This is a genomic window from Streptomyces sp. NPDC006624 (assembly GCF_040611555.1).
GTDB lineage: Bacteria > Actinomycetota > Actinomycetes > Streptomycetales > Streptomycetaceae > Streptomyces.
Map to the genome: position 1 here is coordinate 39,589 of NZ_JBEXOM010000009.1, position 25,638 is coordinate 65,226.

At 73.6% G+C, this 25,638-nt stretch carries 22 protein-coding genes; 7 read left to right on the forward strand and 15 right to left on the reverse strand.

The window, feature by feature from the left end; translation table 11 throughout:
• The first annotated feature begins 15 nt into the window (after positions 1–15).
• The 4 genes from ABZY20_RS18460 to ABZY20_RS18475 are packed head-to-tail and all read left to right on the forward strand — an operon-like array spanning position 16 to position 4,167.
• Positions 16–1,065 carry an ABC transporter permease gene (locus ABZY20_RS18460; protein WP_356442585.1) on the forward strand — a complete coding sequence of 350 codons (1,050 nt, stop codon included), beginning with the start codon at positions 16–18 and terminating at the stop codon, positions 1,063–1,065.
• Positions 1,062–1,976 carry an ABC transporter permease gene (locus ABZY20_RS18465; protein WP_356442586.1) on the forward strand — a complete coding sequence of 305 codons (915 nt, stop codon included), beginning with the start codon at positions 1,062–1,064 and terminating at the stop codon, positions 1,974–1,976. Before ABZY20_RS18460 ends, ABZY20_RS18465 begins: the two co-directional genes overlap by 4 nt.
• Entirely contained in the window at positions 1,973–3,064 is a 1,092-nt protein-coding gene (locus tag ABZY20_RS18470) for an ABC transporter ATP-binding protein (protein WP_356442587.1), read from the forward strand. Before ABZY20_RS18465 ends, ABZY20_RS18470 begins: the two co-directional genes overlap by 4 nt.
• Entirely contained in the window at positions 3,061–4,167 is a 1,107-nt protein-coding gene (locus tag ABZY20_RS18475; protein ID WP_356442588.1) for an ABC transporter ATP-binding protein, read from the forward strand. The genes ABZY20_RS18470 and ABZY20_RS18475 overlap by 4 nt, the downstream gene beginning before the upstream one ends.
• On the opposite strand, the gene ABZY20_RS18480 is transcribed toward ABZY20_RS18475, so the two are convergent.
• The 9 genes from ABZY20_RS18480 to rimP all read right to left on the reverse strand — a co-directional run bounded on the left by ABZY20_RS18480 (position 4,164) and on the right by rimP (position 16,006).
• A complete protein-coding gene (locus tag ABZY20_RS18480; protein WP_356442589.1) occupies positions 4,164–5,126 on the reverse strand; it encodes a bifunctional riboflavin kinase/FAD synthetase in 963 nt (320 codons plus the stop codon). The two genes, ABZY20_RS18475 and ABZY20_RS18480, sit on opposite strands and share 4 nt — an antisense overlap.
• Positions 5,127–5,296: 170 nt before the next feature.
• Entirely contained in the window at positions 5,297–8,710 is a 3,414-nt protein-coding gene (locus tag ABZY20_RS18485; protein ID WP_356442590.1) for a trypsin-like peptidase domain-containing protein, read from the reverse strand.
• Positions 8,711–8,966: 256 nt separating this feature from the next.
• Positions 8,967–9,872 carry a tRNA pseudouridine(55) synthase TruB gene (truB, locus tag ABZY20_RS18490; RefSeq protein WP_356442591.1) on the reverse strand — a complete coding sequence of 302 codons (906 nt, stop codon included), beginning with the start codon at positions 9,870–9,872 and terminating at the stop codon, positions 8,967–8,969.
• On the reverse strand, positions 9,869–10,321 hold the full coding sequence (gene rbfA, locus ABZY20_RS18495) for a 30S ribosome-binding factor RbfA (protein WP_311688512.1): 453 nt from the start codon (positions 10,319–10,321) through the stop codon (positions 9,869–9,871). The genes truB and rbfA overlap by 4 nt, the downstream gene beginning before the upstream one ends.
• A gap of 44 nt (positions 10,322–10,365) precedes the next feature.
• Positions 10,366–10,662, reverse strand: a complete 297-nt coding sequence (locus ABZY20_RS18500; protein ID WP_356442592.1) for a DUF503 domain-containing protein — start codon at positions 10,660–10,662, stop codon at positions 10,366–10,368.
• Between the two features lie 196 nt (positions 10,663–10,858).
• The gene (gene infB, locus ABZY20_RS18505) at positions 10,859–13,957 is read right to left on the reverse strand and encodes a translation initiation factor IF-2 (protein WP_356442593.1); all 3,099 of its coding nucleotides are present in this window, start codon (positions 13,955–13,957) and stop codon (positions 10,859–10,861) included.
• A gap of 145 nt (positions 13,958–14,102) precedes the next feature.
• Positions 14,103–14,399 (reverse strand): YlxR family protein, encoded by a 297-nt coding sequence (locus ABZY20_RS18510; protein ID WP_356442594.1) that lies wholly within the window; start codon positions 14,397–14,399, stop codon positions 14,103–14,105.
• A gap of 102 nt (positions 14,400–14,501) precedes the next feature.
• Positions 14,502–15,503 carry a transcription termination factor NusA gene (gene nusA, locus ABZY20_RS18515; RefSeq protein WP_356442595.1) on the reverse strand — a complete coding sequence of 334 codons (1,002 nt, stop codon included), beginning with the start codon at positions 15,501–15,503 and terminating at the stop codon, positions 14,502–14,504.
• A gap of 2 nt (positions 15,504–15,505) precedes the next feature.
• Positions 15,506–16,006, reverse strand: coding sequence for a ribosome maturation factor RimP (rimP, locus tag ABZY20_RS18520; protein WP_356442596.1), 501 nt, complete (start codon positions 16,004–16,006; stop codon positions 15,506–15,508).
• Between the two features lie 207 nt (positions 16,007–16,213).
• Here rimP and ABZY20_RS18525 point away from each other — a divergent pair, with 207 nt between their 5' ends.
• Genes ABZY20_RS18525 through ABZY20_RS18535 form a run of 3 tightly spaced genes read left to right on the forward strand, consistent with a single transcriptional unit; the run spans position 16,214 to position 18,192 of the window.
• On the forward strand, positions 16,214–16,753 hold the full coding sequence (locus tag ABZY20_RS18525) for a hypothetical protein (protein WP_356442597.1): 540 nt from the start codon (positions 16,214–16,216) through the stop codon (positions 16,751–16,753).
• Entirely contained in the window at positions 16,750–17,214 is a 465-nt protein-coding gene (locus tag ABZY20_RS18530; RefSeq protein WP_356442598.1) for a ferritin-like domain-containing protein, read from the forward strand. The genes ABZY20_RS18525 and ABZY20_RS18530 overlap by 4 nt, the downstream gene beginning before the upstream one ends.
• A 48-nt stretch (positions 17,215–17,262) precedes the next feature.
• Complete coding sequence (locus tag ABZY20_RS18535; RefSeq protein ID WP_356442599.1) at positions 17,263–18,192, forward strand: aminoglycoside phosphotransferase family protein; 930 nt, start codon at positions 17,263–17,265, stop codon at positions 18,190–18,192.
• A gap of 36 nt (positions 18,193–18,228) precedes the next feature.
• Here the strand turns inward: ABZY20_RS18535 and ABZY20_RS18540 are convergent, their stop codons facing one another.
• The 6 genes from ABZY20_RS18540 to dxr all read right to left on the reverse strand — a co-directional run bounded on the left by ABZY20_RS18540 (position 18,229) and on the right by dxr (position 25,569).
• Entirely contained in the window at positions 18,229–19,929 is a 1,701-nt protein-coding gene (locus tag ABZY20_RS18540) for a proline--tRNA ligase (RefSeq protein ID WP_356442600.1), read from the reverse strand.
• Positions 19,930–19,998: 69 nt separating this feature from the next.
• Entirely contained in the window at positions 19,999–20,529 is a 531-nt protein-coding gene (locus ABZY20_RS18545; protein ID WP_356442601.1) for a GNAT family N-acetyltransferase, read from the reverse strand.
• Between the two features lie 118 nt (positions 20,530–20,647).
• The gene (locus ABZY20_RS18550) at positions 20,648–21,496 is read right to left on the reverse strand and encodes a GNAT family N-acetyltransferase (protein ID WP_356442602.1); all 849 of its coding nucleotides are present in this window, start codon (positions 21,494–21,496) and stop codon (positions 20,648–20,650) included.
• 189 nt (positions 21,497–21,685) lie between these two features.
• Positions 21,686–22,843, reverse strand: coding sequence for a flavodoxin-dependent (E)-4-hydroxy-3-methylbut-2-enyl-diphosphate synthase (gene ispG / locus ABZY20_RS18555; RefSeq protein WP_356442603.1), 1,158 nt, complete (start codon positions 22,841–22,843; stop codon positions 21,686–21,688).
• A 168-nt stretch (positions 22,844–23,011) separates the two neighbouring features.
• Positions 23,012–24,304: a site-2 protease family protein gene (locus tag ABZY20_RS18560; RefSeq protein WP_356442779.1), complete on the reverse strand. Its 1,293-nt coding sequence runs from the start codon at positions 24,302–24,304 to the stop codon at positions 23,012–23,014.
• An 8-nt stretch (positions 24,305–24,312) separates the two neighbouring features.
• Positions 24,313–25,569, reverse strand: coding sequence for a 1-deoxy-D-xylulose-5-phosphate reductoisomerase (gene dxr / locus ABZY20_RS18565; RefSeq protein ID WP_356442604.1), 1,257 nt, complete (start codon positions 25,567–25,569; stop codon positions 24,313–24,315).
• Positions 25,570–25,638: the final 69 nt, after the last annotated feature.

The following is a 25,638-nucleotide window of genomic DNA, read 5'->3' on the forward strand; positions in this document are numbered from 1 at the left end:
GGCGGCCGGGCAGTCATGACCGCTGAGGCGACTCCCGCGCTGGTCGAGGACAAGCAGCAGCCGGCGGACGGTCCGCGGGTACGTGGGCGCTCCGCGTACCCGCGCTACCTGGCCGGCAAGGTGGCCGGTGCGGTGGTGTCGCTGCTGGCCGTGCTCGTCACCAGCTTCTTCCTGTTCCGGCTGATCCCCGGCGACCCGGTGAAGACCATGACCGGCGGCCGCCAGGTGTCGGCCGAGCAGCTGGCCGCCTACCGCGAGGAGTTCGGCCTGGACCTGCCGTTGTGGCGGCAGTTCACCGACTACTGCGGCAAGGCGCTCACGGGTGACTTCGGGACGTCGTACCAGTTCCGCGCGCCCGTCATCGACAAGATCACCGAGGCGCTGCCGAACACCCTGCTGCTGACCGGGACCGCGTTCGTGCTCTACACCGCCCTCGGCATCGTGCTGGGCACCCGCTCGGCGTGGCGGCGCGGCGGGGCCGGCGACCGGGTCAACACCGGCCTGGCGCTCACGCTGTACTCCATCCCGTCCTTCTGGCTGGGGCTGCTGCTGATCATCGTGCTGTCGGTGGGCATCGGCCCGCTGCCCGGGCTGTTCCCGACCGGCGGCATGGAGTCGGGCGGCGAGGAGGGCTTCGCGTACGTCCTGGACGTGGCGCACCACCTGGTGCTGCCGGTGGTGACGCTGGTGGCCGTGGAGTACGGGCAGACGCTGCTGGTCACCCGCTCGGCGCTGCTCGACGAGATGGGCAGCGACTATCTGACGACCGCGCGGGCCAAGGGGCTGCGCGACGACCTGGTGCGTCGCCGGCACGCCGTTCCGAACGCGCTGCTGCCGACGGTGACGCTGATCTTCATCAACCTCGGCCGGACGGTGGCGGGCGTGATCCTGGTGGAGACGGTGTTCTCCTGGCCGGGCCTGGGCGGGCTGTTCTACCAGGCGCTGAGCGTGCCGGACCTGCCGCTGGTGCAGGGTCTGTTCTTCGTGTTCGCCGCCGCGGTGATCGTGATGAACACCCTCGCCGACCTGGTCTATCCCCTGCTCGACCCCCGGGTGGCGCGATGACGACGACGACCGGCACGGCCCCGAGCCCGCGCGCCCTCGCCCGGCAGCGCCGCCGGGCGTCCGCCGCGCGCTTCTGGCGGCGGTACCGCGCCGAGCGGGCGGGGCTGTACGGCCTGGCCGTGCTGGCGCTGTGCGCGCTGCTGGCGCTGTGCGCGCCGCTGTTCGTGGGTTCCGACGTGAGCAGCGTGACCGACGCGCCGGGGCGTCCGATGCAGAGCCCGAGCGCGGAGTTCCCGCTGGGCACCGACCAGTTCGGGCGGGACCTGCTGGGCCTGGTGGTCTGGGGATCGCGGGTGTCGCTGCTGGTGGGGCTGCTCGCGGCCGTGCTGTCGGTGGCGATCGGCACGCTGATCGGTGTGACGGCCGGGCACTTCAGGGGCTGGTACGCGACGGTGATGATGCGCGTCACCGACTGGTTCCTGGTCATGCCGACGCTGGTGCTGGCCATCGCGCTGGCGACGGTGATGTCCCGCTCGCTGACCACGACCGTCGTGGCGATCGGCGTCACCACCTGGCCGACCACGGCCCGGCTGGTGCGCGCGCAGACCCTCGCGGTGGAGACCCGGCCGTACATCGAACGGGCGAAGGCGCTGGGCGGCGGCCACTGGCACATCATGTCCCGGCACGTGCTGCCCAACGTGATGCCGCTGGTGCTGGCGCAGACCACGCTGATCATCTCCGCGGCCATCCTCGCCGAGGCGACCCTGGCCTTCCTCGGCCTCGGGGACCCGACGATCGTGTCGTGGGGCGGGCTGCTCCAGGACGCCCGGGAGGCCGGCGCGGTCAGTGCCGGGGACTGGTGGTACCTGGTGCCGCCGGGCGTCGCCATCGCCGTGGTGGCGCTGGCGTTCACGCTGTGCGGCCGGGCCGTGGAGGCCGTCCTCAACCCCAGGCTGGGGGTGTCGCGGTGAGTCTGCTCGACGTCAGGAACCTGACGGTGACGTACCCCCGCGGGGCGGCGGCCGTGCGCGGGGTGGACCTGCGTCTGGACGCGGGCCGCAAGCTGGGCCTGGCCGGGGAGTCCGGCTGCGGCAAGTCCACGCTGGCGCTGGCCCTGCTGCGGCTGCTGCCGTCCGGCACCCGCGTCACCGGCGAGGTCCTGCTCGACGGCGAGGACGTGCTGACGATGAAGTGGGGCCGGGTGCGGGCGGTGCGCTGGGCCGGGGCGTCCGTGGTCTTCCAGGGCGCGATGCACTCCCTGAACCCGGTGCACCGCATCGGCGACCAGATCGCCGAGCCGATCCTGCTGCACCGCAAGGCGACCCCGGCCGGGGCGAAGAGGAGGACCGGCGAGCTGCTGGAGCAGGTCGGCCTGCCCGCGGCCCGCGCGGACGCCTATCCGCACGAGCTGTCCGGCGGCCAGCGCCAGCGCGTCATGATCGCCATGGCCCTCGCCTGCGACCCGCGGCTGATCATCGCCGACGAGCCGACCACCGCGCTCGACGTGATGATCCAGGCCCAGATCCTGCGTCTGATCGAGCAGCTCGTGACCGGCCGGGACCTCGGCCTGATCATGATCAGTCACGATCTGGCGGTCCTCGCCGACACCTGTGACCGGCTCGCGGTGATGTACGCGGGCCGGGTCGTCGAGGAGGGCCCGGCGGCGCGGGTGTACGAGGACGCCCGGCACCCGTACGCCAGGGCGCTGTCGGCCGCGTTCCCGCGCATCGGCGATCCGGGGTCCCGGTTCGCTCCGCAGGGGCTCGCGGGCGACCCTCCCGACCCGGCGGCGCTGCCGTCCGGGTGCGCGTTCCACCCCCGGTGCCCGGTGGCCCTGGCGTCGTGCTCCACCGAGGACCCCGCGCTGCGGGACGCGGGGCCGGGGCGGCGGGCGGCGTGCGTGCTGGCCGGGCCGCCGGCGGACGGGTCCGCCGCGCAACGGACCGCGCGCGGACCGGACGCCCGTGCACCGCGCACGCTCAGCGGGACGGACACCGGTGAGGAACGACAGGACCAGGACCCGGATGCCCTGGAGGAAGCGAGGCCCGGCACGCCATGACCACCTCCCCCACGGCTCCCGAGGTCACCACGGCACCTCTGCTGAGCGCCCAGGACCTGTACGTCACCTTCCCCGGCCGGCACGGCGGTCCCCCGGCCCGGGCGGTGGACGGCGTCGACCTCGACATCCGGCCCGGTGAGATCGTCGCCCTGGTCGGCGAGTCCGGCTGCGGCAAGACGACCCTGGCCCGCGGCCTGCTGGGGCTGGTCGCGCCGACGTCGGGCCGGGTCCGCTTCGACGGGCGTCCGCTGGACTACTCGGGCCGCTCCCTCAAGGCGTACCGCAGACGGGTCCAGCTGGTGCTGCAGGACCCGAGCGGCTCGCTGAACCCCCGGCACACGGTGTACGACGCGGTCGCCGAGGGCCTGCGCATCCACGGTCACGGCGGTGACGAACGCGCCGCGGTCTCCGGGGCCCTGTCCCGTGCCGGGCTGCGCCCCCCGGAGCGCTTCTTCCTGCGTTACCCGCACGAGTTGTCCGGCGGGCAGCGCCAGCGGGTCGTCATCGCGGGCGCGCTGGTCCTGGAACCCGAACTGCTGGTGGCCGACGAGCCGGTGGCGTCCCTCGACGCCTCGGTGCGCGGCGAGATCCTCGCCCTGCTGCTGCGGCTGCGCACCGAACTCGGCCTGTCCGCCCTGGTCGTGACGCACGACCTGGGCCTGGCGTGGAACATCGCGGACCGGGTGGCGGTGATGTATCTGGGCCGGATCGTGGAGACGGGCCCGGTGGAGCAGGTCCTGACGGCCCCTCGGCATCCCTACACACAGGCCCTGCTGTCGGTGCTCCCGGAGGCCCCGGGCAGTCCGGTGATCCTCACCGGCGAGCCGCCGGACCCGTCACGGGTCCCGCCGGGCTGCCGCTTCCACGCACGCTGCCAGGTCCTGGCGAGCGGCGAGGCGGAGCGGGCGGGCGTGGCGGACGCGTGCAGGAACCAGGACCCGGACGTGCTCAGCGGGAGCGGGGAGTCACAGGTCGCCTGCCACTGGGCGGCGTCCCCCAGGGGCGCGAAGAACGGGGCGAGCGGCCTCCACGGCCCGCGAGCGGACCAGGCGGACTTGACGGACCAGGCGTCCTTGGCGGACCAGGCTGACTTGGCGGACTAGGTGGTCTTGGCGGCCTCTTCGGCCGCCACCAGCTCCCGGCACTTCTGCACGTCCTGCCCCATCTGCTCCAGCAGCGCGTCCAGCGTGTCGAACTTCGCCTGCCCCCGCACGAACGCCAGGAAGTCGACCGCCACGTGCAGCCCGTACAGATCGAGGCCCACCCGGTCGATGGCGTACGCCTCCACCGTCCGCTCGGTGCCCTCGAACTGCGGGTTGGTGCCGACGGAGATCGCGGCGGGCATCGCCTCGCCCTGCGCGTGGAGCCAGCCGGCGTAGACACCGTCGGCCGGGATCGCCGTGTGCGGCAGCGTCTCGACGTTGGCCGTCGGGAAGCCCATCTCGCGCCCGCGCTGGGCGCCGCGGACGACGACGCCCTCCACCCGGTGCGGACGCCCGAGGATCTCCGCCGCGCCCCGGACGTCGCCCTCGGCGACCAGCCGCCGGGTCAGCGTCGAGGAGAACGGCTCGCCGCCGCCCGCCTCACCGGTCACGTACAGGTCGACGACCTCGACCTCGAAGTCGTAGGTCTTGCCCTGCGCGGCCAGGAACTCCACGGTGCCGGCGGCCTTGTGCCCGAAGCGGAAGTTGGGGCCCTCGACGACCGCCTTGGCGTGCAGCTTGTCCACGAGGACCTTGACGACGAAGTCGGCCGGGGACAGCTTCGAGAACTCGGTGGTGAAGGGCAGGATGAGTACCGCGTCCACGCCCAGGTCCGCCATGAGTTCGGCGCGGCGGTGGTGCGGGGCGAGCAGCGGCGGGTGGCTGCCGGGCCGGACGACCTCGCTGGGGTGCGGGTCGAAGGTGACGACGACGGCGGGCACGCCCAGCTCCCGGGCGCGGTCCACGGCATGCCGGATGATCAGCTGGTGTCCGCGGTGGACTCCGTCGTAGGAGCCGATGGTGACGACGCTGCGCCCCCAGTCCTCGGGGATGTCCTCCAAGCCACGCCAGCGCTGCACTGTGCCTGCTCCTTGTCGAAAGCTCGTCGAACCCGTGTCCGGTCGGTTGTCCCTGGTTGCCTCGTGCGCAGGTCTAAGGGTGCCATGCCGGGTCCCGCCCGCCCGCATCGGCATGGAGGCTGTGACCGGGCGCACGGCACCCTACCCGGACCGGTGCCCGGGGACGCCGGTCAGACGGGCACGCGGGCGCCCGCCAGGCTCTCGATGGCGCGCTGGGAGCTGGGACCGACCAGGGCCGCCCACTCGCCCGGCGCGTCGGCCAGCCACCCGGCCACGCGGGCGGCGAAACCGGGCACGTGCCGGCCGAGGTCGACCAGGGCGCGGTCGAAGCGGCCGGCGCCCTCGGGGGTGCGGCCGAGGAGCAGCCCGATGCGGCGCACCAGGTCGCGCAGGTCGCGCAGGTCGTCGCGGCCATTGCGGGCCGCGGCGTGCAGCAGCGCGTCCAGCACGTCGGTGTCCTGCTCGCGGGCCAGGAGCGTCTCGCGCAGCTCCCGGCGCAGCGGCCGGGAGGCGGGGACGCCGGGCGGGCTCAGGACGGTGGCGAGGGCGCAGCGCAGCCGCACCGGGCCGTCCTCCAGCAGGCCGGTGACCAGCGGCAGGAGCACGGCACGGGCGGCGGGGCCGCGGTCGAGCCGCTGGTCGACGTACGCGGCCGTCTGCCCGGCGAGTTCGGGGCGCCGTTCGGCCGCCTGCCCCAGCAGCGCGGCGATCCGCCGGGCCAGGCCGGGTGTGCCGGCGTCGGCCAGCGCCCGCAGGGCCTCCTCCCCGTCCGGCCGCTCCAGCCGCTCCGCGAAGGCGGCGAGCACCGGCTCGGGGTCGGTGAGGAGGGCTCCGGCCAGGGCGTCGGGCGGCAGCCGCGGGTCGCCGGCCGCGAAGTGCTCCAGTGCCCGCGGCAGATGGCGGGCCCGGGTGTGCGGGTCCTGGACGAGGAGGGCGAGCGCACCGCCGTGCAGGTGGCGGTCGGCGGGGCGGGCGAGCAGGGTGAGGGCCGCGTGGCGCAGCAGGGCGCGGTCCCCCGCGGCGCTGACCCGGGGTGCGGCGCGCAGCCCGTGGGCCACGGCGGCGGCCCGGCGCGCCGGGCGTTCGTCGCGCGCCCAGCGGTCGGCGGCCCGGCACACGGCCGACGGCTCCTCCTCCGCCAGCACGGCGAGCAGTTCGTCGGCCCGCGGGTGCGCGCGGTCGGCGAGCACGTCCGTCAGCTCGTCCGGGGCGCGGTGGCGGTGGGTGTGCAGCAGCGCCTGCGCGGCCAGGGCGACCGTCGCGTGCGGGGTGGCGGGCAGCGGCTGCTCGTCGTCGAACCAGCGGGCGAGCCGCGGCTGCACGGCGACGGGGTCGGCGGCGAGCAGCCGGGCGACGGCGTCCAGGAAGCGCGGTCCGGCCTCGCACGGCGGCCCGTCGGCGTGCACCAGCCGTTCCAGCAGGGCGAAGCGCGTGTCCTCGGTCAGCCGCAGTCCCGTCCAGAAGGCGGGCCCGGCCTCCTCGGGCACGGGCCGCCGCTGCCGCCGCCAGGCCACGATCCGGTCGGCGAGCAGCCGCAGCACCTCGGCGTACGGCATCGCGTCGGGCACGGCCGACAGGGTCCCGGTCAGCAGCCGGGCCGCCCACCAGCAGCCCGGGTCGGCGTCCAGGGCGTGCACCAGGTCGGCCAGCCGGGAGGCCAGGTGGCCGCAGCCGCGCTGGCGGCCGAGCCACAGCAGGGCCTGGACGACCGGTCCGACGCGGTGGTGCGGCACCGGGTCGGCGTCGGCGTCCCGGCGGTGGACGAGGGCGTGCAGCGCCTCGTCGAGGTCGAGGTGCAGGCCCTGGAGCCAGTCGGCCAGTTCCTCGTGGGCGAAGCGGTAGCCGGGTCCGGCCGGCACGAGCAGCCCCTCGGCGAGCACGGCCGACGCCCAGCCGGTGCCGCCGCCGAGCCGCTCCGGGGCGCTCCCCCACGGGAACAGCTCCGCGAACGCCTCCCGGTCCAGGCCCGTCGGCCCCGGGCCGAGACTGCGCCGGGCGGCCTCGTGCACCTGCCCGGCGACCTTCGCGGCGAGCCGGCGTACGGCGGTGCCGCGCAGGCCGTCGCCGGCGGCCAGGCGCCGGGCGACCCGCAGGCACATCAGGTCGAGGTGGGCCGCGAGGACGTCGTCCCGGCCGACCGGGGCGGTCTCGGGAGGGTCGGTGAGGGCCTCGCGGATCTCGGCGAGGAGCCCCAGGGTGAGGGGATGCCGGGCGTCGGCCGGCAGCAGGGCGCGCTCCGGGATGCCGAGGCTCCGGCGCGCCTCGCGGGCCTCCTCCTCGGTGAGGTCGCCGAGACGCACGCAGGGCTCCGCCGGGAACGGCGCGCTCTCCCAGTACTCCGCCCGGCACGCCACCACCAGCCGCGCCCCGGTCTCCCGGAGCCAGCGCAGCGTCCCGTCCGCCCAGTCGGCCCTGCGACGGGCCAGGGCCGGCGGCATCTCCTCGGGGCCGTCGAGGAGGAGCAGCAGGGGGCGGGCCAGGGCGCCGGAGAGGCGGGCGAGGCGCTCGGGCGTGGTGTCGCCGGGGTCGGACGGGGCGGAGCCGGCCGCCACCGCGTGGACGGCCCGGTCCAGGGCACGGCGGGCCGCGTCCGCCACCGAGGCGTCGTCGTCGAGCAGGTCGCAGCCGCGCAGCCACAGCGTGGGATGCCCGGCGCGGCGGCGGCGCTCCGCCAGTGCCGCCAGTTCCGTCGTGCGCCCGCTGCCGGGCGGCCCCACCAGACCGAGCACGGCCGCCGGTCCCGTCGCGAACGCCTCGAACTCGGCCGCCACGGCGGCCCGTTGCACCGGCCGCCGGACACCGGTGCCGTCGGGCGGGCCCTCCAGCACCACCGAGGCGCCGGTCAGCTCCAGCACCGCGGCCAGGTTCAGATCGTCGCCGTAGGCGGGGACCGTCGCCGCGTTCTCGGCGAGCAGCCCGGCGAGCGGCTCCGGGGCGCCGGGGAGCCGGGGGTGCAGCGGCACGGCGAACCCGACGTCGCTGTGGCCGGTGCGCAGCGCCGTGCCGAGGACGCCGACGACCGCGCCGGTCACGGCGTCGAGCACGGGGCCGCCGGCGGCTCCCCCGCCCAGCCGCAGCGCGTCCCGCCCCGCGGTGCCGACCGCCAGCTCCAAGGCGCCGCAGAACCGGTGGCAGCGGTCCGTGGCCGTGTACGTCACGTCGGTCGTGCCCAGCACCCGCGCCTCGCGCCATCCGCCGGCGGCGATCCGCACGTAGGAGCCGGTGCGGGCTTGGTCCCGCGCGGTGACGGGCAGCGGCGGCACGCCGAGCCCGTCGGTGCGGACCAGGGCGAGGTCGAGCGCGGGCAGCGGGGTGACGGCGTCGGCGGTCACGACCCGGCGGCGGTCCCCGGCGCCGTACAGGACGAGCCGGGGCAGGCCGTCGACGGCCTCGTGGCTGGTGATCAGGGTGCCGTGGTGGTCGGCCAGGAAGCCGGAGCCGCGGGGGCGGCCGGCCAGGTCGTGGATCCGCACGAGGGCGTCGCCGGGTGCCGCCCCGCCCGTGGGTGCCGTCCCCGCGGGGTGGTCGCCGTGGCAGTCCGGTGCGCTGCCGTCCGTCTTCCGGGACCGGTTCCGCGACGTCATCGTCGAGCCTCCCCGCCGTACACCCGTGCCCTCGTGTTCGACGGTAGGGGCGGGATGATCAGCCGGACAGATCGCTTCGCGAAAGCGCCCCCTTCCGCTCCCCCGGTTCACTCCGAGCGCCCGCACGGACGGGTGAAGGAAGCGGGGCGGCTGGATACACCCTAGGGGTGGGGGAACCGAGGGGGGTCCGTGGAGCGGCGACAGTGGAGGTACCCCGTGGTCGCCGCTCCGCGGGCGGAAGGGTCCCGGCCGGGTCTCAGCGGAAGACGGCCAGGCTCTTGGCCTTGCCCCGCTGCTCCTCGACGAGGACGAGGAAGCGGCCCTCGGGGTCGAAGACGGCGACAGGGCCGGAGCCGGCGTACTCCTCGGGCATGTCCACCCGTACGCCGTTGGTGAGCAGCCGGGCGCGCCGGGCGTCCACGTCCCAGCGGGGGAACGCCGCGGCGGCGGCCTCGGCGACCGGCATCACGGTCAGCTCCTGCTGCAGCTGGTCCAGGGTGCGGGCCGACTCCAGCTTGTAGGGGCCGACCCGGGTCCGGCGCAGCGCCGTGAGGTGGCCGCCGACGCCGAGGTCGGCCCCGAGGTCGCGGGCCAGGGCGCGGATGTAGGTGCCGGAGGAGCAGACGACCGACACGACCAGGTCGAGCACGGGCGTGCCGTCCTCGGCGACGGCCTCGCGGACGTCGTGGACGCCGAAGGAGGAGACCGTGACCGGCCGGGCCGGGATGTCGAACTCCTCGCCCTCCCGGGCCCGCTTGTAGGACCGCACGCCGTTGATCTTGATGGCGCTGACCTTGGACGGCACCTGCATGATGTCGCCGGTCAGCTTGGCGATGCCGGCGTCGACGGCCTCGCGGGTCACCCGGGAGGCGTCGGTGGAGGAGGTGATCTCCCCCTCGGCGTCGTCCGTGACGGTGTTCTGCCCGAGCCGGACGGTGCCCAGGTACTCCTTCTCGGTCAGCGCGAGGTGACCGAGGAGCTTGGTGGCCTTCTCGACGCCGAGGACGAGGACGCCCGTCGCCATCGGGTCGAGGGTGCCGGCGTGGCCGACGCGTCGCGTCCTGGCGATGCCGCGCATCTTGGCGACCACGTCGTGCGAAGTGAAGCCCGACGGCTTGTCGACGATGACGAGGCCGTCGGGCGTGGTGTGCTTCTGGGTCATTCGGCGGTGTCGTCCGTCTCGTCGTCCTCGTCGGGCTTGCGGTACGGGTCGGCCTCGCCGGCGTACTTCGCGCCCGCGGACGCCTCGCGCACCTTGGCGTCGGACTGGCGCGCCTTGTCGAGGAGGTCCTCGATGGTGCGGGCGTTGTCCGGAAGGGCGTCCATGACGAAGGTCAGGGTCGGCGTGAACTTCACACCGGCGGCGCGGCCGACCTCGGAGCGCAGGATGCCCTTGGCGCTCTCCAGGCCCGCGGCGGCCGCCGCGCGCTCCTCGTCGTCCCCGTACACGGTGTAGAAGACGGTCGCCTCCCTGAGGTCACCCGTGACCCGGGTGTCCGTGATGGTGACGTGCGAGCCGAGCCGCGGGTCCTTGATCCCGCGCTGCAGCTTCTGGGCCACCACTTCCCGGATGAGGTCCGCCAGCCTCTTGGCCCGCGCGTTGTCGGCCACTGGTCCGTCTCCCGTTCTTTCCTGTCTGGGTCGTGTCTGGGTCGTCAGTAGTCGTCTTCGCCGTGGAAGCGCCGCCTGACGGACAGCAACTCCACCTCCGGGCGGCCGGCCACGAGCCGTTCGCACCGGTCGAGTACCTCGCTCAGGTGCCCCGCGTCGCCGGACACCATCGCCAGACCGACGACGGCTCTGCGATGGAGGTCCATGTGGTCCACCTCGGCCGCGCTCACCGCGTACCTGCGCTGGAGCTCGGCGACGATGGGGCGGACGACGGAGCGCTTCTCCTTCAGCGACCGCACGTCGCCGAGGAGCAGGTCGAAGGACAGAGTCCCCACGTACATGTGTGTATCCGGATGACCCGCCGGTACGGGATCGATGGCCCTGCGGTGTGGTGGCAGGGACATCAGGAACGTTACCTCGTCCGCGCCCGGTGCTCGATCGGGTTTTCCCGAGCCGGGCACGGGCCGCGTGACGCTGCGAACGGCCGACCGGCCGACGCGGCGGGTGCCGCGTCGGCCGGTCGGTGTGCACCGTGGGTCACACCCGCGGCTTCTCCCGCATCTCGTACGTCGCGATGACGTCGTCGACCTTGATGTCGTTGAAGTTGCCGAGGTTGATACCGCCCTCGAACCCTTCGCGGATCTCGGTGACGTCGTCCTTGAAGCGACGCAGTCCCTCGATGTTGAGGTTCTCCGCGACCACCTTGCCGTCGCGGATGAGGCGCGCCTTGGTGTTGCGCTTGACCTCGCCGGAGCGGATGAGGACACCCGCGATGTTGCCCAGCTTGGACGACTTGAAGACCTCGCGGATCTCCGCCGTACCGAGCTCGACCTCTTCGTACTCCGGCTTGAGCATGCCCTTGAGGGCCGCCTCGATCTCCTCGATCGCCTGGTAGATGACCGAGTAGTAGCGGACGTCCACGCCCTCGCGCTCCGCCATCTGCTGGGCACGTCCGGCAGCGCGGACGTTGAAGCCGATGACGATCGCGTCCGAGCCCATCGCCAGGTCGATGTCGGACTCCGTGACCGCACCGACGCCGCGGTGCAGGACCCGGATGTCGACCTCTTCGCCGACGTCGAGCTGGAGCAGGGAGGACTCCAGGGCCTCGACGGAACCGGAAGCGTCACCCTTGATGATGAGGTTCAGCTGCTGGACCTCGCCGGCCTTGAGCACCTTGTCCAGGTCCTCGAGCGAGACGCGGCGCGTGCGCTTGGCGAAGGCCGCGTTGCGCTCGCGGGCGGCGCGCTTCTCGGCGATCTGACGGGCCGTACGGTCCTCGTCCACCACCAGGAAGTTGTCGCCCGCACCCGGGACGTTGGTCAGGCCCAGGACCTGGACCGGCGTCGAGGGACCGGCCTCGGCCACGCTGTTGCCGTTGTCGTCGTGCATCGCCCGGACCCGGCCGTACGCGTCGCCGACCACCATGGTGTCGCCGACCCGCAGCGTGCCGCGCTGGACGAGGACCGTCGACACGGCACCGCGGCCGCGGTCGAGACGGGACTCGATCGCGATGCCCTGCGCGTCCTGGTTCGGGTTGGCCCGCAGGTCGAGCGAGGCGTCGGCCGTGAGGATCACGGCCTCCAGCAGGGAGTCGATGTGCAGACCCTGCTTGGCGGAGATGTCGACGAACATGGTGTCGCCGCCGTACTCCTCGGCCACCAGCCCGTACTCGGTGAGCTGACCGCGCACCTTGGTCGGGTCGGCACCCTCGACGTCGATCTTGTTGACCGCGACGACGATCGGGACCTCGGCCGCCTTGGCGTGGTTGAGCGCCTCGACCGTCTGCGGCATGACGCCATCGTTGGCCGCGACGACCAGGATCGCGATGTCCGTCGACCGGGCACCACGGGCACGCATGGCGGTGAACGCCTCGTGACCCGGGGTGTCGATGAAGGTGATCTTGCGCTCTTCGTCGTTGACCTCGGTCGCGACCTGGTAGGCACCGATGTGCTGGGTGATGCCGCCGGCCTCGCCCGCGATGACGTTCGTCTTGCGGATGGCGTCGAGCAGGCGGGTCTTGCCGTGGTCGACGTGACCCATGACGGTGACGACCGGCGGGCGGACCATCAGGTCCTCCTCGTCGCCCTCGTCCTCGCCGAACTCGATGTCGAAGGACTCCAGGAGCTCGCGGTCCTCCTCCTCGGGGCTGACGATCTGAACCGTGTAGTTCATCTCGTCGGCGAGGAGCTGCAGCGTCTCGTCGGAGACGGACTGCGTGGCCGTGACCATCTCGCCGAGGTTCATCATGACCGCGACGAGCGACGCCGGGTTGGCGTTGATCTTCTCCGCGAAGTCGGTGAGCGAGGCACCGCGCGACAGGCGAACGGTCTCGCCGTTGCCGCGAGGCAGCATCACGCCGCCGACCGACGGGGCCTGCATGGCCTCGTACTCCTGGCGCCTCTGCCGCTTCGACTTGCGGCCGCGACGCGCGGGACCGCCGGGACGGCCGAAGGCGCCCTGCGTGCCACCACGGCCACCGGGACCGCCGGGACGGCCGCCGAAGCCGGGACGGCCACCGCCGCCACCGGGACGGCCGGCGAAGCCGCCGCCACCGCCACCGGGACCGCCGGGACGGCCGGCGAAGCCGCCGCCACCGCCGCCGCCGGGACGACCGGCGAAGCCGCCGCCACCCGGGCGACCGCCGCCGCCACCGGGACGACCGCCGCCACCGGGACCGCGGCCGCCGGGGCCACCGCCACCGGGACGCGGGCCGGCAGCCGGACGCTGCGGCATCATGCCGGGGTTGGGACGCGGGCCGCCGGGACCGCCGCCGGGACGGGGACCGCCGCCCTGCGGACGGGGCATGCCGCCCGGCGTGGGACGGGCGCCGCCCGGAGCCTGCGGACGGGGACCGCCCGCCGCGCCCTGGGGACGGGGACCGCCCTGGCCCTGGCCCTGCGGACGCGGGGCGCCGCCGGGCGCACCGGGACCGCCCGGACGCGGGGCACCGCCCGGACGGGGCGCCTGCGGGCGCGCCATGCCGGTGGAGCCACCAGAGGTGAAGGGGTTGTTACCCGGACGGGGACCCGCCGGACGGGCACCGGGACGGGGGGCGCCGCCACCCGAACGCGGAGCACCGGGACGGTCGCCGCGGTCACCACGGCCCTGGCCGCCCTGGCCGGGACCACCCGGACGCGGGGCACCCGGACGCGGCGCCTGGCCGGCCGGACGCGGGGCGCCCGGACGCGGGCCGGAACCCTGGGAGGGCGCCGGCGCGGCGGGAGCCGACGGGGGCGCCGTGAACTCGGGCGTGGTCGGAGCCGGGGACGCCGGGGCGGGCCGCGGCGCGGGCTTCGGGCCCGGGGTGGGACGGGGGCCGGGAGTGGCCGGCGCGGCGGGAGCCGCGGGCTTCTCGGCGGCTGCCGGCTTGGGGGCCGGCGGGCGCGGGGCGGCCGGACGGGCAGCCTGCGCCGGAGAGGGGGCGCCCGGCTTCGCCGGGGCAGCCTTGCGTGCGGGGGCGGACTTGCCGCCTCCGTTGCCCTGCTGGAGGGCGTCCGTCAGTTTGCGTACGACGGGCGCTTCGATCGTCGAAGACGCCGAACGGACGAATTCACCGAGTTCCTGGAGCTTGGCCATGACGACCTTGCTCTCGACACCGAACTCCTTGGCGAGTTCGTAGACCCGGACCTTAGCCACTTCGCTCCTTTGAGGTCCGGGTTGCGTCCGGACCGTCGCTAGTTCATGGGCGTACTCATCGCGTACTCATCGAGTGCTCATCGCAATCTCGACCTGCTTTCGACTCGCGAGGTACCTAGCCGCACGGGGTTCCGTACGGCACGTCTTACCGTGTTGCCTGCTCGGCAACTGTCGTCTGCTCGACGTATCGGCGCAACGCCTTTGTGTCGAGCGCTCCTGGGGCGCGCAGTGCCCTGGTGAACGCCCGGCGGCGTACCGCCTGGTCGAGACAGACCTGGGCGGGGTGTACGTACGCACCCCGGCCGGGCAGCGTACCGCGTGGATCGGGGACACATGCGTCCTCGATCGCCACGATGCGCAGCAGCTCGGCCTTGGCCGCTCGCTCCCGACACCCGACACAGGTGCGTTCAGGGCATGAGCGGGCGCGCGTCCGGCCAGACACTGCTAAGTCTACCTCCCCGTACGCTCCTCACCCCTTTGGGGCAGGAATCGAACAGATGCCGCGCGCCAAGCTGTCGTGATCTGAACGGCGCGCGGCTTGGATCTATTCCCCTCGGCCGTCGTCGCCGGCCGGTTCCGTGTCCGGGCGGATGTCGATCCGCCAGCCGGTGAGCCGGGCCGCCAGCCGGGCGTTCTGCCCTTCCTTGCCGATGGCCAGGGACAGCTGGTAGTCCGGCACGGTCACGCGGGCCGACCGGGTCGACATGTCCACGATCTCGACCTTGGAGACGCGGGCCGGGGAGAGCGCGTTCGCCACCATCTCGGCCGGGTCCTCCGACCAGTCGACGATGTCGATCTTCTCACCGTTCAGCTCGCCCATCACGTTGCGCACCCGGCCGCCCATGGGGCCGATGCAGGCACCCTTGGCGTTCAGGCCCGACCGGGTGGACCGTACGGCGATCTTGGTGCGGTGACCGGCCTCACGGGCGATCGCGGCGATCTCCACGGAACCGTCGGCGATCTCCGGCACCTCCAGGGCGAAGAGCTTCTTCACCAGGTTGGGGTGCGTGCGCGACAGCGTCACGGACGGGCCGCGGACGCCCTTGGCGACCCGGACCACGTACGAGCGCAGCCGCATGCCGTGCGCGTAGCTCTCCCCCGGCACCTGCTCCTGCACCGGCAGGATCGCCTCGAGCTTGCCGATGTCGACCAGCACGTTCTTCGGGTCGCGGCCCTGCTGGACCACGCCGGTGACGATGTCGCCCTCGCGGCCCGCGTACTCGCCGAGCGTCGCGTCGTCCTCCGCGTCGCGCAGCCGCTGCAGGATGACCTGCTTCGCCGTGGTGGCGGCGATACGGCCGAAGCCGGACGGGGTGTCGTCGAACTCGCGGGGCTCCTGGCCCTCCTCGAGGTCGTCGGGGTCCTCCTTCGCCCACACGGTCACATGGCCGGTCTCCCGGTTGAGCTCCACGCGCGCGTGGCGGCGGCTTCCCTCGGTGCGGTGGTAGGCGATGAGGAGGGCCGACTCGATCGCCTCGACCAGCAGGTCGAAGGAGATCTCCTTCTCCCGAACCAAGCCCCGCAGGGCGCTCATGTCGATGTCCACGGCTACGCCTCCTCTTCCTTCTTGTTGTCCTTGCGGCTGAACTCGACCTGGACGCGCGCCCGGACGATGTCGTCGAAGGCGAGTCTGCGCGCGGTGGCCTTGCGGCCCTTGACCCCGGGCACCTCGGTGTCGACGCCCTCGTCGTCGACCTTCAGGATCCTGGCGACCAGTTCGTCGCCCCCGTCCAGCTGGAACCTCACCAGCCGGTCCGTGGCGCGCACGTAGTGCCGGTGTTCCGTGAGGAGGCGCTCGGCACCCGGGGTGCCGACCTCGAGGGTGTACTCCGCCTCGCCCATCGCGTCCGTCTCGTCGAGCTTCGCCGAGAGCGCGCGGCTCACATCGGCGATCCGGTCCAGATCGGCGCCCGTGTCCGAGTCGACGACGACGCGCAGCACACGCTTGCGGCCGACGGAGTCCACGGCGATCTCCTCGAGATCCAGCCCCTGGGATGCGACGAGCGGTTCCAGCAGTTCTCGCAGCCTCTCGCTCTGGGTGGTGCTCATCCGGGTGACTCCTCGGCCGCGTGTGCTGTTGTGGGATGGGTCGCGTGTCTGGTCAAAGGGTATCCGGTCGCAGGGTGTGTTGCCGTCCACCCCGTGACGAACGGTGCCGCTGAGTGGTCCCGGGCGGGGGCCCGGGTACCGTGATCACGGGCGTGCAGCCCTTCCCGCCGCTTCTTTCTCGAAAACGAGCCCCCGAGGACGTCTGACGTGCCGTTCCCGCCATCGCCGCGTGCCCGCTCGGGTCCGCGCAGAAGGAGTCTGCTCGCCGCCGGCCCGGCGGCCCTCGCCCTCGCGGGCTGCACCTCCGGCTCCGGGGACGCCCCGGAGCCGGGCGACGGCCCGTCGGCCGCCGAGCGCCGGGCACGCGCGCGTGCGGCGCGGGACAGCGAGGGGCTGCTGGAGCGGTACGACGCCGTGATCGCCGCGCGGCCCGCGCTGGCGCGGCGGCTGGCTCCGCTGCGGGCGGAGGTCGTCCGGCACGCGGAGGCCTTCGGGGGCGGCCGGAAGGCGGCGCCCTCGGCGACCGGCTCACCGTCGCCCTCCCCCACGGCCACCGCGCCGGGCAACGGCGCCGTGCCGGGCAGCGACCGGGAGGCCCTGGCCGGGCTCGCCGCCGCGGAGCGGGAGCTCGCCGACCGGCGGGCCAAGGAGCTGCTGGCCGCGCCGGGCGAGCTGGCGCGGCTGCTGGCCTCGGTGGCGGCGGCCGGGGCGGCGCACGTGTTTCTGCTGACGGAGGGTGACGCGTGAGCGAGGACGAGGACCGGGAGCTGCGGGCTCTCCAGGCGGCCCTGGCGGCCGAGCACGCGGCGGTGTACGGGTACGGCGTCGTCGGCGGCAGGATCGGCGAGAAGCAGCGCGGCGAGGCGCGCACCGCCTACGACGCGCACCGGGCGCGCCGGGACGCGCTGGTGCGCGAGGTGAGGGACCTGGGCGGCCGGCCGGTCGCGGCGGCCGCCGGGTACGCGCTGCCCTTCCCGGTGCCGGACGCGGCGGCCGCGGTGCGGTTCGCGGCCGAGCTGGAGGACCGGGTGGCCGCGGTGTACTCGGACCTGGTGCGCGCCGCGGGCGGTGGGCGGCGGGCCCTGGCCGCCGAGGCGCTGCGGGAGGCAGCGGTGCGCGCGGTGCGCTGGCGCGGGGAGAGCGTAGCCTTCCCTGGGCTCGCCGAGCGGGCGGGCACGGCCCCGCCCTCGGCGGCGCCGACGGCGTGACCCCTCGGGGCACGCACCGCGGACAGCAGGAAGGGAACGGGCTCGCGCATGGTTTTCGAACCGCCGAAGCGCCTGGTCAGGGCACTCGGTGAGACGGCGCCGGACGGTGACGACTGGCTGGAGCGGCTGCCCGGGGCGGCACGCCGGGCCGTCGCGCTACGCGAGTTGATCGTGGAGCGGGTGCAGGTGCCCGGCGGGCGCAGCAGCCTGGTCGTGCTGGTGCGCACGGCGGACGGCACACCGGCCGTGCTCAAGCTGGCCCCGGACCGGGCGCGCCCCCGGGCGGAGCGCGCCGCGCTGGCGCAGTGGGCGGGGCGGGGTGCCGTGCAACTGCTGGAGCAGCCCTCGGACGCGCGGGTGCTCCCGGACGCGGAGGAATCCGAGGGGGTGCTGCTGCTGGAGCGGCTGCACCCGGACGTGTCGGTGCGGTCGCTGCCCGAGGCGAAGGCGCTGCTGGAGGCGGCCGGGACGCTGCGGCGGCTGTGGGTCGAGCCGCCCGCCGGCTTTCCCTTCGAGACCGTGGCCGAGCGCACCGGACGGCAGGCCGAGGCGATGCGGGCGCGGGCCCAGGCCGATCCCGAGGTGGCCCCGCTGGTGGACCTGGCGCTCGCGGCGCGCGCGGAACTGCTGGCCGCACCCCCCGAACACCGGCTGCTGCACGGCACGTTCCGGCAGAGCAAGGTGCTCGCCGGGGAGCGGATGCCGTGGCTGGCCGTGGGGCCCGACCCGGTGGTCGGCGAGTGCGCGTTCGATCTGGCCCGGCTGGTCCGCGACCGGGTGGAGGACCTGATCGCGCAGCCGTCCGGCGCGGCGACCACCCGCCGCCGGGTGAAGCGGCTCGCCGAGTCCCTCGACGTGGACCAGGAGCGGCTGCGCGGCTGGACGCTGTTCCGGGCCGTGGAGTCGGGTGTGCGGGCGGGGCGGGTGGGCCGGCCCCGGGACGCGGAGCTGCTGCTGGAGTTCGCGGGCTGGCTGTGAGTGCTCCGGTCGCCCGGAGCACTCACAGGAGGGCGCCTACGCGGTGAGGCGGGCGACGGCCTCCTCGACCGTCAGCTCCTCGCGCTCGCCGGTGCGGCGGTCCTTCAGCTCCACCACGCCGTCGGCCGCGCGCCGCCCCGCCACCAGGATCTGCGGGACGCCGATCAGCTCGGAGTCCGTGAACTTGACGCCCGGCGAGACGCCGGCGCGGTCGTCGACCAGGACGCGGACACCGGCCGCGGCCAGCTTCCCCGAGATGTCGAGGGCCAGTTCGGTCTGCAGGGCCTTGCCGGCGGCGACCACGTGGACGTCGGCCGGGGCGACCTCCCGGGGCCAGCACAGGCCCTTGTCGTCGGCGGTCTGCTCGGCCAGGGCAGCCACCGCGCGGGAGACGCCGACGCCGTAGGAGCCCATGGTGACGCGGACCGGCTTGCCGTTCTGGCCGAGGACGTCGAGCTTGAGGGCGTCGGTGTACTTGCGGCCCAGCTGGAAGATGTGGCCGATCTCGATGGCGCGGTCGAGGACGAGGCCCGTGCCGCACTTCGGGCAGGGGTCTCCCTCCTGCACGACCACGACGTCGACGTACTCCCCGACTTCGAAGTCACGGCCCGCGACGACGTTCCTGGTGTGCGTGCCGGGCTTGTTGGCGCCGGTGATCCAGGCGGTGCCCGGGGCGACGCGGGGGTCGGCGATGTAGGTGACCTTGCCCAGGCCCTGCGGTCCGACGTAGCCGCGGACCAGGTCGGGGCGGGCCGTGAAGTCCGCCTCGGTGACCAGCTCGACGACGGCCGGGGCGAAGTGCGCCTCGACCTTGTCCATGTCGACCTCGCGGTCGCCGGGGACGCCGACGGCGACGATCTCGCCGTCGACCTTCACCAGCAGGTTCTTCAGCGTGGCGGAGGCCGGGACGCCGAGGTGGGCGGCGAGGGTCTCGATGGTCGGGGTGTCGGGCGTCGGGATGTCCTCGGCCGCGGGCACCTGCGAGGCGTCCACCGGCTTCAGCTCGTACGTGATCGCCTCGGTGTTGGCGGCGAAGTCGCACCGGGGGCAGTCGGCGAAGGTGTCCTCGCCGGCCTCGGCGGGGGCGAGGAACTCCTCGGACTTGGAGCCGCCCATCGCGCCGGCGGTGGCGGCGCAGATGCGGTAGTCGAGGCCCAGGCGCGCGAAGATCTTCTGGTAGGCCTCGCGGTGCAGGGCGTAGGACCGCGCGAGGCCGTCGTCCTCGGTGTCGAAGGAGTAGGAGTCCTTCATCAGGAACTCGCGGCCGCGCAGGATGCCCGCGCGGGGCCGCGCCTCGTCGCGGAACTTGGTCTGGATCTGGTAGAGGATCACCGGCAGGTCCTTGTAGGAGGACGCCTGGTCCTTCACCAGCAGGGTGAAGATCTCCTCGTGGGTGGGGCCGAGGAGGTAGTCACCGCCCTTGCGGTCCTGCAGGCGGAACAGCTCGGGGCCGTACTCCTCCCAGCGGCCGGTCGCCTCGTAGGGCTCGCGGGGCAGGATGGCCGGGAGCAGCACCTCCTGGGCGCCGATGGCGTCCATCTCCTCGCGGACGATGCGCTCCACGTTGGCGAGGACCTTCTTGCCGAGCGGCAGCCAGCTCCAGATGCCGGCGGCGGTGCGGCGGACGTAGCCGGCGCGGACGAGGAGCTTGTGGCTGAGGACCTCGGCGTCGGCCGGGTCGTCGCGCAACGTCTTCGCCATCAACTGGGACATGCGCTGGACCGGTACGTTCACCATGGATCTGCTCCTGCTGCGTGTGAATGATGCCAGGAGGTTATCCGGGCGGTACGGGACGGTGGAAATCGGTTATCGGCGCAGCAGCGGGAGCGGGGCGCCCATCACGGCGTACGGCTTGGGCGCGCTCGGGAAGAGGACCTGGCGGGCCAGGTCGTGGTAGCCGAGGGAGCGGTACAGGGCGCGGGCGGGGCTCTCGGTGTCGATCGCGGAGAGGATCGAGCGGGGTTCGGCGGCGCCGTCGGTGAGAGTGGTGATCAGGGAGCGTCCGATGCCGCGGTTCTGGTGGGCGGGGTGGACGTGCAACTCGGTGATCACGAAGGAGTCGTCGAGCCAGTGGTCGTGGTGCTGGGCGCGGAGGTAGGGCTCGACCACGGTGGACCACCAGTGGGTGCGGTCGTTGGGCATGCCGTAGACGAAGCCGACCAGGCGTCCGGCGACGGTGGCGCCGAGGGCGCGGGCGCCGGGATAGGTCATGTGGCGCAGGACGATCTGGCGTCGGACGGCGACTTCGTCGGGGCCGAGACCGAAGGCCACGGCTTGGACGGCCAGGGCCTCGTCGACGTGCGCGGAGAGGTCGAGTGGGCCGATCACGAGGTCCATGCGGGGAGCCTACAGGGGGCCGCCGGCCGCCGGCCGGGGCTCATCGTCTCCGGCCGGGCGCTCCCGCGGCCGGGCCGCGCGCGTGTGCGGTCCTGCGGTCCCCGGCCCGCGGGACGTCTCAGAACAGGACGCTCATGAAGGCGCCCACCTCGCGGAAGCCGACCCGCTGGTAGGCCCGGCGGGCGGGGGTGTTGAAGTCGTTGACGTAGAGGCTGACGACCGGGGCGACGTCGGCCAGGGCGTAGCGCAGGACCGCCGCCATGCCGGGGGCGGCGAGGCCGGTGCCGCGGTACTCGGGGGCCACCCACACCCCCTGGATCTGGCAGGCCCGGTCCGTCGCGGCGCCGATCTCGGCCTTGAAGACGACCTTGCCGTCCGGGCCGAAGCGGGCGAAGGCGCGGCCGGAGCCGACGAGTTCGGCGACGCGCGCCTGGTAGAGCAGACCGCCGTCGCCGGCCAGCGGGGAGACGCCGACCTCCTCGGTGAACATCGCCACGCACGCCGGCATGATCGTCTCCATCTCGTCCTTGCGGACGCGGCGGACGTAGGGGTCCGGGGCGATGTCGTCCGGGAGACGGTCGGCGACCATGAGCGGCTGGTGGCGGCGGACCTCGCGGGCTGGGCCCCAGTGGGGTTCCAGCAGCCGCCACAGGTCGGCGGTGGGTCCGGCGGGGCCGACGATGGAGGAGCAGCGGCGGCCGGAGCGGCGGGCGCGGTCGGCGAAGGCGCGGACGGCGCGCCGGCCGGCGCAGATCGGGACGAGGTTGGCGCCCGCGTAGCAGAGGGACGTGAGTATGCCGTCCTCGTACCAGCCCCACATCTCGCCGCCGAGCCGCCACGGGTCGAGACCGGCGATCCGCACGCGTGAGGTCACGAAGGCGTTCGCGACCGGCTCGCGGTCCAGGACGGCGAGCGCGGCGTCCAGGTCGCTCGGTTCGAGGACCCGGGAGGTGGTCTGCGTCAACACGTGCGGGGCCTCACACACTGGGGTCTGCTGGTCCCCGCACTATAGCTGCGCTGCTGGTGCGGGGCGCCTTGGAGCTCGGGGGCTGCGGTGCACCGGCGGGTGCGGGTGCGTTGTGGCTTGTGCCCACGCGGTGGAGCCTCATGCCGACGCCGGCCCCGCGCCCCCGAGGGCCCGGCAGTCCCGGCCGGTTCAGCCCGCGACCGCCACCGACGGCTCGCCGGAGGTCACGCCGTCCTTCTCCATCTGCTCGGCCAGCTTCATGGCCTCCTCGATGAGGGTCTCGACGATCTTCGACTCGGGGACGGTCTTGATGACCTCGCCCTTGACGAAGATCTGGCCCTTGCCGTTGCCGGAGGCGACGCCGAGGTCGGCCTCGCGGGCCTCGCCGGGGCCGTTGACGACGCAGCCCATGACGGCGACGCGCAGCGGGACCTCCATGCCCTCCAGCCCGGCGGTGACCTCTTCGGCCAGCTTGTAGACGTCGACCTGGGCGCGGCCGCAGGACGGGCAGGAGACGATCTCCAGGCCGCGCTGCTTGAGGTTGAGCGACTCCAGGATCTGGATGCCGACCTTGACCTCCTCGGCGGGCGGCGCGGAGAGGGAGACGCGGATCGTGTCGCCGATGCCCTGGGACAGCAGCGCGCCGAAGGCGACCGCCGACTTGATCGTGCCCTGGAAGGCGGGGCCGGCCTCCGTCACGCCGAGGTGCAGCGGGTAGTCGCACTGCGCGGCGAGCTGCTTGTAGGCCTCGATCATGACGACCGGGTCGTTGTGCTTGACGGAGATCTTGATGTCGCGGAAGTCGTGCTCCTCGAAGAGGGACGCCTCCCACAGCGCGGACTCCACCAGGGCCTCGGGGGTGGCCTTGCCGTACTTCTGCAGCAGGCGCCGGTCGAGGGAGCCGGCGTTGACGCCGATGCGGATCGGGGTGCCGTGGTCGCGGGCCGCCTTGGCGATCTCCTTGACCTTGTCGTCGAACTGCTTGATGTTCCCGGGATTGACGCGGACGGCCGCGCAGCCCGCCTCGATGGCCGCGAAGACGTACTTGGGCTGGAAGTGGATGTCGGCGATGACCGGGATCTGCGACTTGCGGGCGATGGTGGCCAGCGCGTCGGCGTCGTCCTGGGTCGGGCAGGCGACGCGGACGATCTGGCAGCCGGACGCGGTCAGTTCGGCGATCTGCTGCAGCGTCGCGCCGATGTCGGAGGTGCGCGTCGTGGTCATCGACTGCACCGACACGGGGGCGTCTCCGCCGACGGCCACGGACCCGACCTGGATCTGGCGGCTCTTCCGGCGCTCGGCGAGCTTGGTCGGAACGGACGGCATGCCGAGAGAAATCGCAGTCATCTGCTGTGCAACCCCAAGTCGTGGATCAAGGTCCGGTCCCGTGAGCAGCGGGCTCCGAGCTTCGAGATTACGGCACGGGCACGGGCTCGGGCACATCCCACCCGGGGTGCCACTCGAGCGGAGGCGGCCCGGCACGGAGCGTGCCCGGCCGCCTCCGGCTCCGGGTGACTAGGAGATCCTCACCGGGTTCACCACGTCCGCGATCAGGACCAGGATCGTGAAGCAGATGAAGATCCCGGCGACCACGTACGCGACCGGCATGAGCTTCGCCACGTCGAAGGGGCCCGGGTCGGGCCGGCGCAGCAGCCGTGCGAGGTTGCGGCGCAGAGACTCCCACAGGGCGCCCGCGATGTGGCCGCCGTCGAGCGGCAGCAGCGGGAGCATGTTGAACAGGAACAGGGAGAGGTTGAAGCCGGCGACCAGCATGACGGCCATGGCCAGCTGCTGGGTGGGCGGGATGTCGAGCGTGAAGATCTCGCCGCCGACGCGGGCCGCGCCGACCACGCCCATCGGGGAGTCCGCCTCGCGCTCGGCGCCGTCGAAGGCCGCGTTCCACAGGGCCGGGATCTTGCTGGGCAGGGCGGCCAGGGAGTCGACGGCGTCGCCGATCCGGTCCCCCATCCAGGTCACGGACTCGCCGAAGTCCTGCTTCACGACGCCCGTGGCGGCGCTGAAGCCGAGGAAGCCGGCCTGGACGTACTCGCCCTCGACGATCTGCCCGCTGCCGTCCTTCTTGGCGACCTGGTTGGTGGCGATCTCGGCGCGCAGGGTGACGTCCTTGCCGTCCCGCTCGACGACGATCGGCACCTCCTGGCCGGGGCTGGAGCGGATCAGGTCGGACAGCTCGTTCCAGTCGTCGGTCCGCACGCCGTCGAAGGAGACGATCCTGTCGCCCGCCTTGAGGCCGGCCGCCGCGGCCGGGGAGGCAGGGTCGCCCTTCTCGCACTTGTCGCGGTTCTCGCTCTGCGCGATGACGCACTGGGAGACCGAGCTGACCGAGGTGGTCTGCTGGGTGATGCCGAAGCCCATCAGGACGATGAGGAACAGCACCACCGCCAGGATCAGGTTCATGAAGGGGCCGGCGAACATCACGATCACGCGCTTCCAGGGGGCGCGCGTGTAGAACATCCGCTTCTCGTCGCCGGGCCGCAGCTCCTCGTAGGCGGCGCTGCGGGCGTCCTCGATCATGCCGCGCCACGGGGAGGTGGAGCGGGCCTCGGTGCGGCCGTCGGGGCCGGGCGGGAACATGCCGATCATGCGGATGTAGCCGCCGAAGGGGATGGCCTTGACGCCGTACTCGGTCTCACCCCTGCGGCGCGAGAAGAGGGTGGGCCCGAAGCCGACCATGTACTGCGGCACGCGGATGCCGAAGAGCTTGGCGGTGGACAGGTGCCCCAGCTCGTGCCACGCGATCGAGAACAGCAGGCCGACCGCGAAGAGGACTATGCCGAGGATGAACATCAGGGTCGTCATGCACGGGCCTCCGCCGTCTGTGCCGCCAGTTCCCGGGCCCGGGTCCGCGCCCAGGTCTCCGCTTCGAGGACGTCCGACACGGTGAGCGAGGTTCCCGTGCGCGGGGTGCCGTGCTCCTCGACGACCCGCGTGACGGTGTCCATGATCCCGTTGAAGGGCAGTGCGCCCCGGCGGAACGCCTCCACGCACTCCTCGTTGGCCGCATTGAACACCGCCGGGGCGGTGCCCGCGAGTTCGCCGACGTGCCGGGCAAGGTTCACGGAGGGGAAGGCCTCGTTGTCGAGCGGGAAGAACTCCCAGGTCGAGGCCTTGCTCCAGTCGAAGGTGGGGGCGGCGTCGGGGACGCGCTCGGGCCAGCCGAGGCCGATGGCGATGGGCCCGCGCATGTCGGGCGGGGTCGCCTGGGCCAGTGTCGATCCATCCGTGAACTCAACCATCGAGTGGACATACGACTGGGGATGCACGACCACCTCAATGCGGTCGAAGGGAATGTCGTAGAGCAGGTGCGCCTCGATGACCTCCAGGCCCTTGTTGACGAGGGTCGCGGAGTTGATCGTGATGACCGGGCCCATGGCCCAGGTGGGGTGCGCGAGGGCGTCCTCGACGGTGACGTGGGACAGCTCCTGCTTGCTCCGGCCGCGGAAGGGGCCGCCGGAGGCGGTGACGACCAGCTTGCGGACGTCGGCGCGGGTGCCGGCGGCCAGGGCCTGGAAGAGGGCGGCGTGCTCGGAGTCGACCGGGATGATCTGCCCGGGCTTGGCGAGGGCCTTGACCAGCGGGCCGCCCACGATGAGCGACTCCTTGTTGGCGAGCGCGAGGGTGCGGCCCGCCTCCAGGGCGGCGAGGGTCGGGGCGAGGCCGATGGAGCCGGTGATGCCGTTCAGCACGGTGTGGCAGTCGGAGGCGGCGAGCTGTGTGGCCGCGTCCGGGCCGGCGAGGACCTCGGGGAGCGGCTCGTCCGTCCCGTACTGCGCGGTGAGCGCCTCGCGCAGGGCCGGGACGACGTCCTCGCGGGCCACCGCGACCGTGCGCACGCGCAGCCGGCGGGCCTGCTCGGCGAGGAGCGCGACCCGGCCGCCGTTGGCGGACAGGCCGGTGACCCGGAACCGGCCGGGGTTGCGCAGGACGAGGTCGATGGCCTGGGTCCCGATGGACCCGGTGGACCCGAGGATCACCACGTCCTTCGGGCCGTCGCCCGCGACCGGGTCGTAGACGAGGTGCGGGTCGGCGAGGGGGGCTGGACTGTCGCTCATCCCTCCATTGTCGCCGTAAGCGCAGCGGCTGAGGACAGCGCGTCCCCTCCGTGGGGGCGCGCGCCGCAT

Coding starts and splice junctions, on each gene's coding strand:
- truB (WP_356442591.1), bottom strand. CDS start 9,872: ATGACCCAGAAGCACACCACGCCCGACGGCCTCGTCATCGTCGACAAG.
- ispG (WP_356442603.1), bottom strand. CDS start 22,843: ATGACTGCGATTTCTCTCGGCATGCCGTCCGTTCCGACCAAGCTCGCC.
- ABZY20_RS18465 (WP_356442586.1), top strand. CDS start 1,062: ATGACGACGACGACCGGCACGGCCCCGAGCCCGCGCGCCCTCGCCCGG.
- ABZY20_RS18545 (WP_356442601.1), bottom strand. CDS start 20,529: ATGGACCTCGTGATCGGCCCACTCGACCTCTCCGCGCACGTCGACGAG.
- ABZY20_RS18535 (WP_356442599.1), top strand. CDS start 17,263: ATGGTTTTCGAACCGCCGAAGCGCCTGGTCAGGGCACTCGGTGAGACG.
- dxr (WP_356442604.1), bottom strand. CDS start 25,569: ATGAGCGACAGTCCAGCCCCCCTCGCCGACCCGCACCTCGTCTACGAC.
- ABZY20_RS18460 (WP_356442585.1), top strand. CDS start 16: ATGACCGCTGAGGCGACTCCCGCGCTGGTCGAGGACAAGCAGCAGCCG.
- ABZY20_RS18485 (WP_356442590.1), bottom strand. CDS start 8,710: ATGACGTCGCGGAACCGGTCCCGGAAGACGGACGGCAGCGCACCGGAC.
- rimP (WP_356442596.1), bottom strand. CDS start 16,006: ATGAGCACCACCCAGAGCGAGAGGCTGCGAGAACTGCTGGAACCGCTC.
- ABZY20_RS18475 (WP_356442588.1), top strand. CDS start 3,061: ATGACCACCTCCCCCACGGCTCCCGAGGTCACCACGGCACCTCTGCTG.
- ABZY20_RS18540 (WP_356442600.1), bottom strand. CDS start 19,929: ATGGTGAACGTACCGGTCCAGCGCATGTCCCAGTTGATGGCGAAGACG.
- ABZY20_RS18560 (WP_356442779.1), bottom strand. CDS start 24,304: ATGTTCATCCTCGGCATAGTCCTCTTCGCGGTCGGCCTGCTGTTCTCG.
- ABZY20_RS18500 (WP_356442592.1), bottom strand. CDS start 10,662: ATGTACGTGGGGACTCTGTCCTTCGACCTGCTCCTCGGCGACGTGCGG.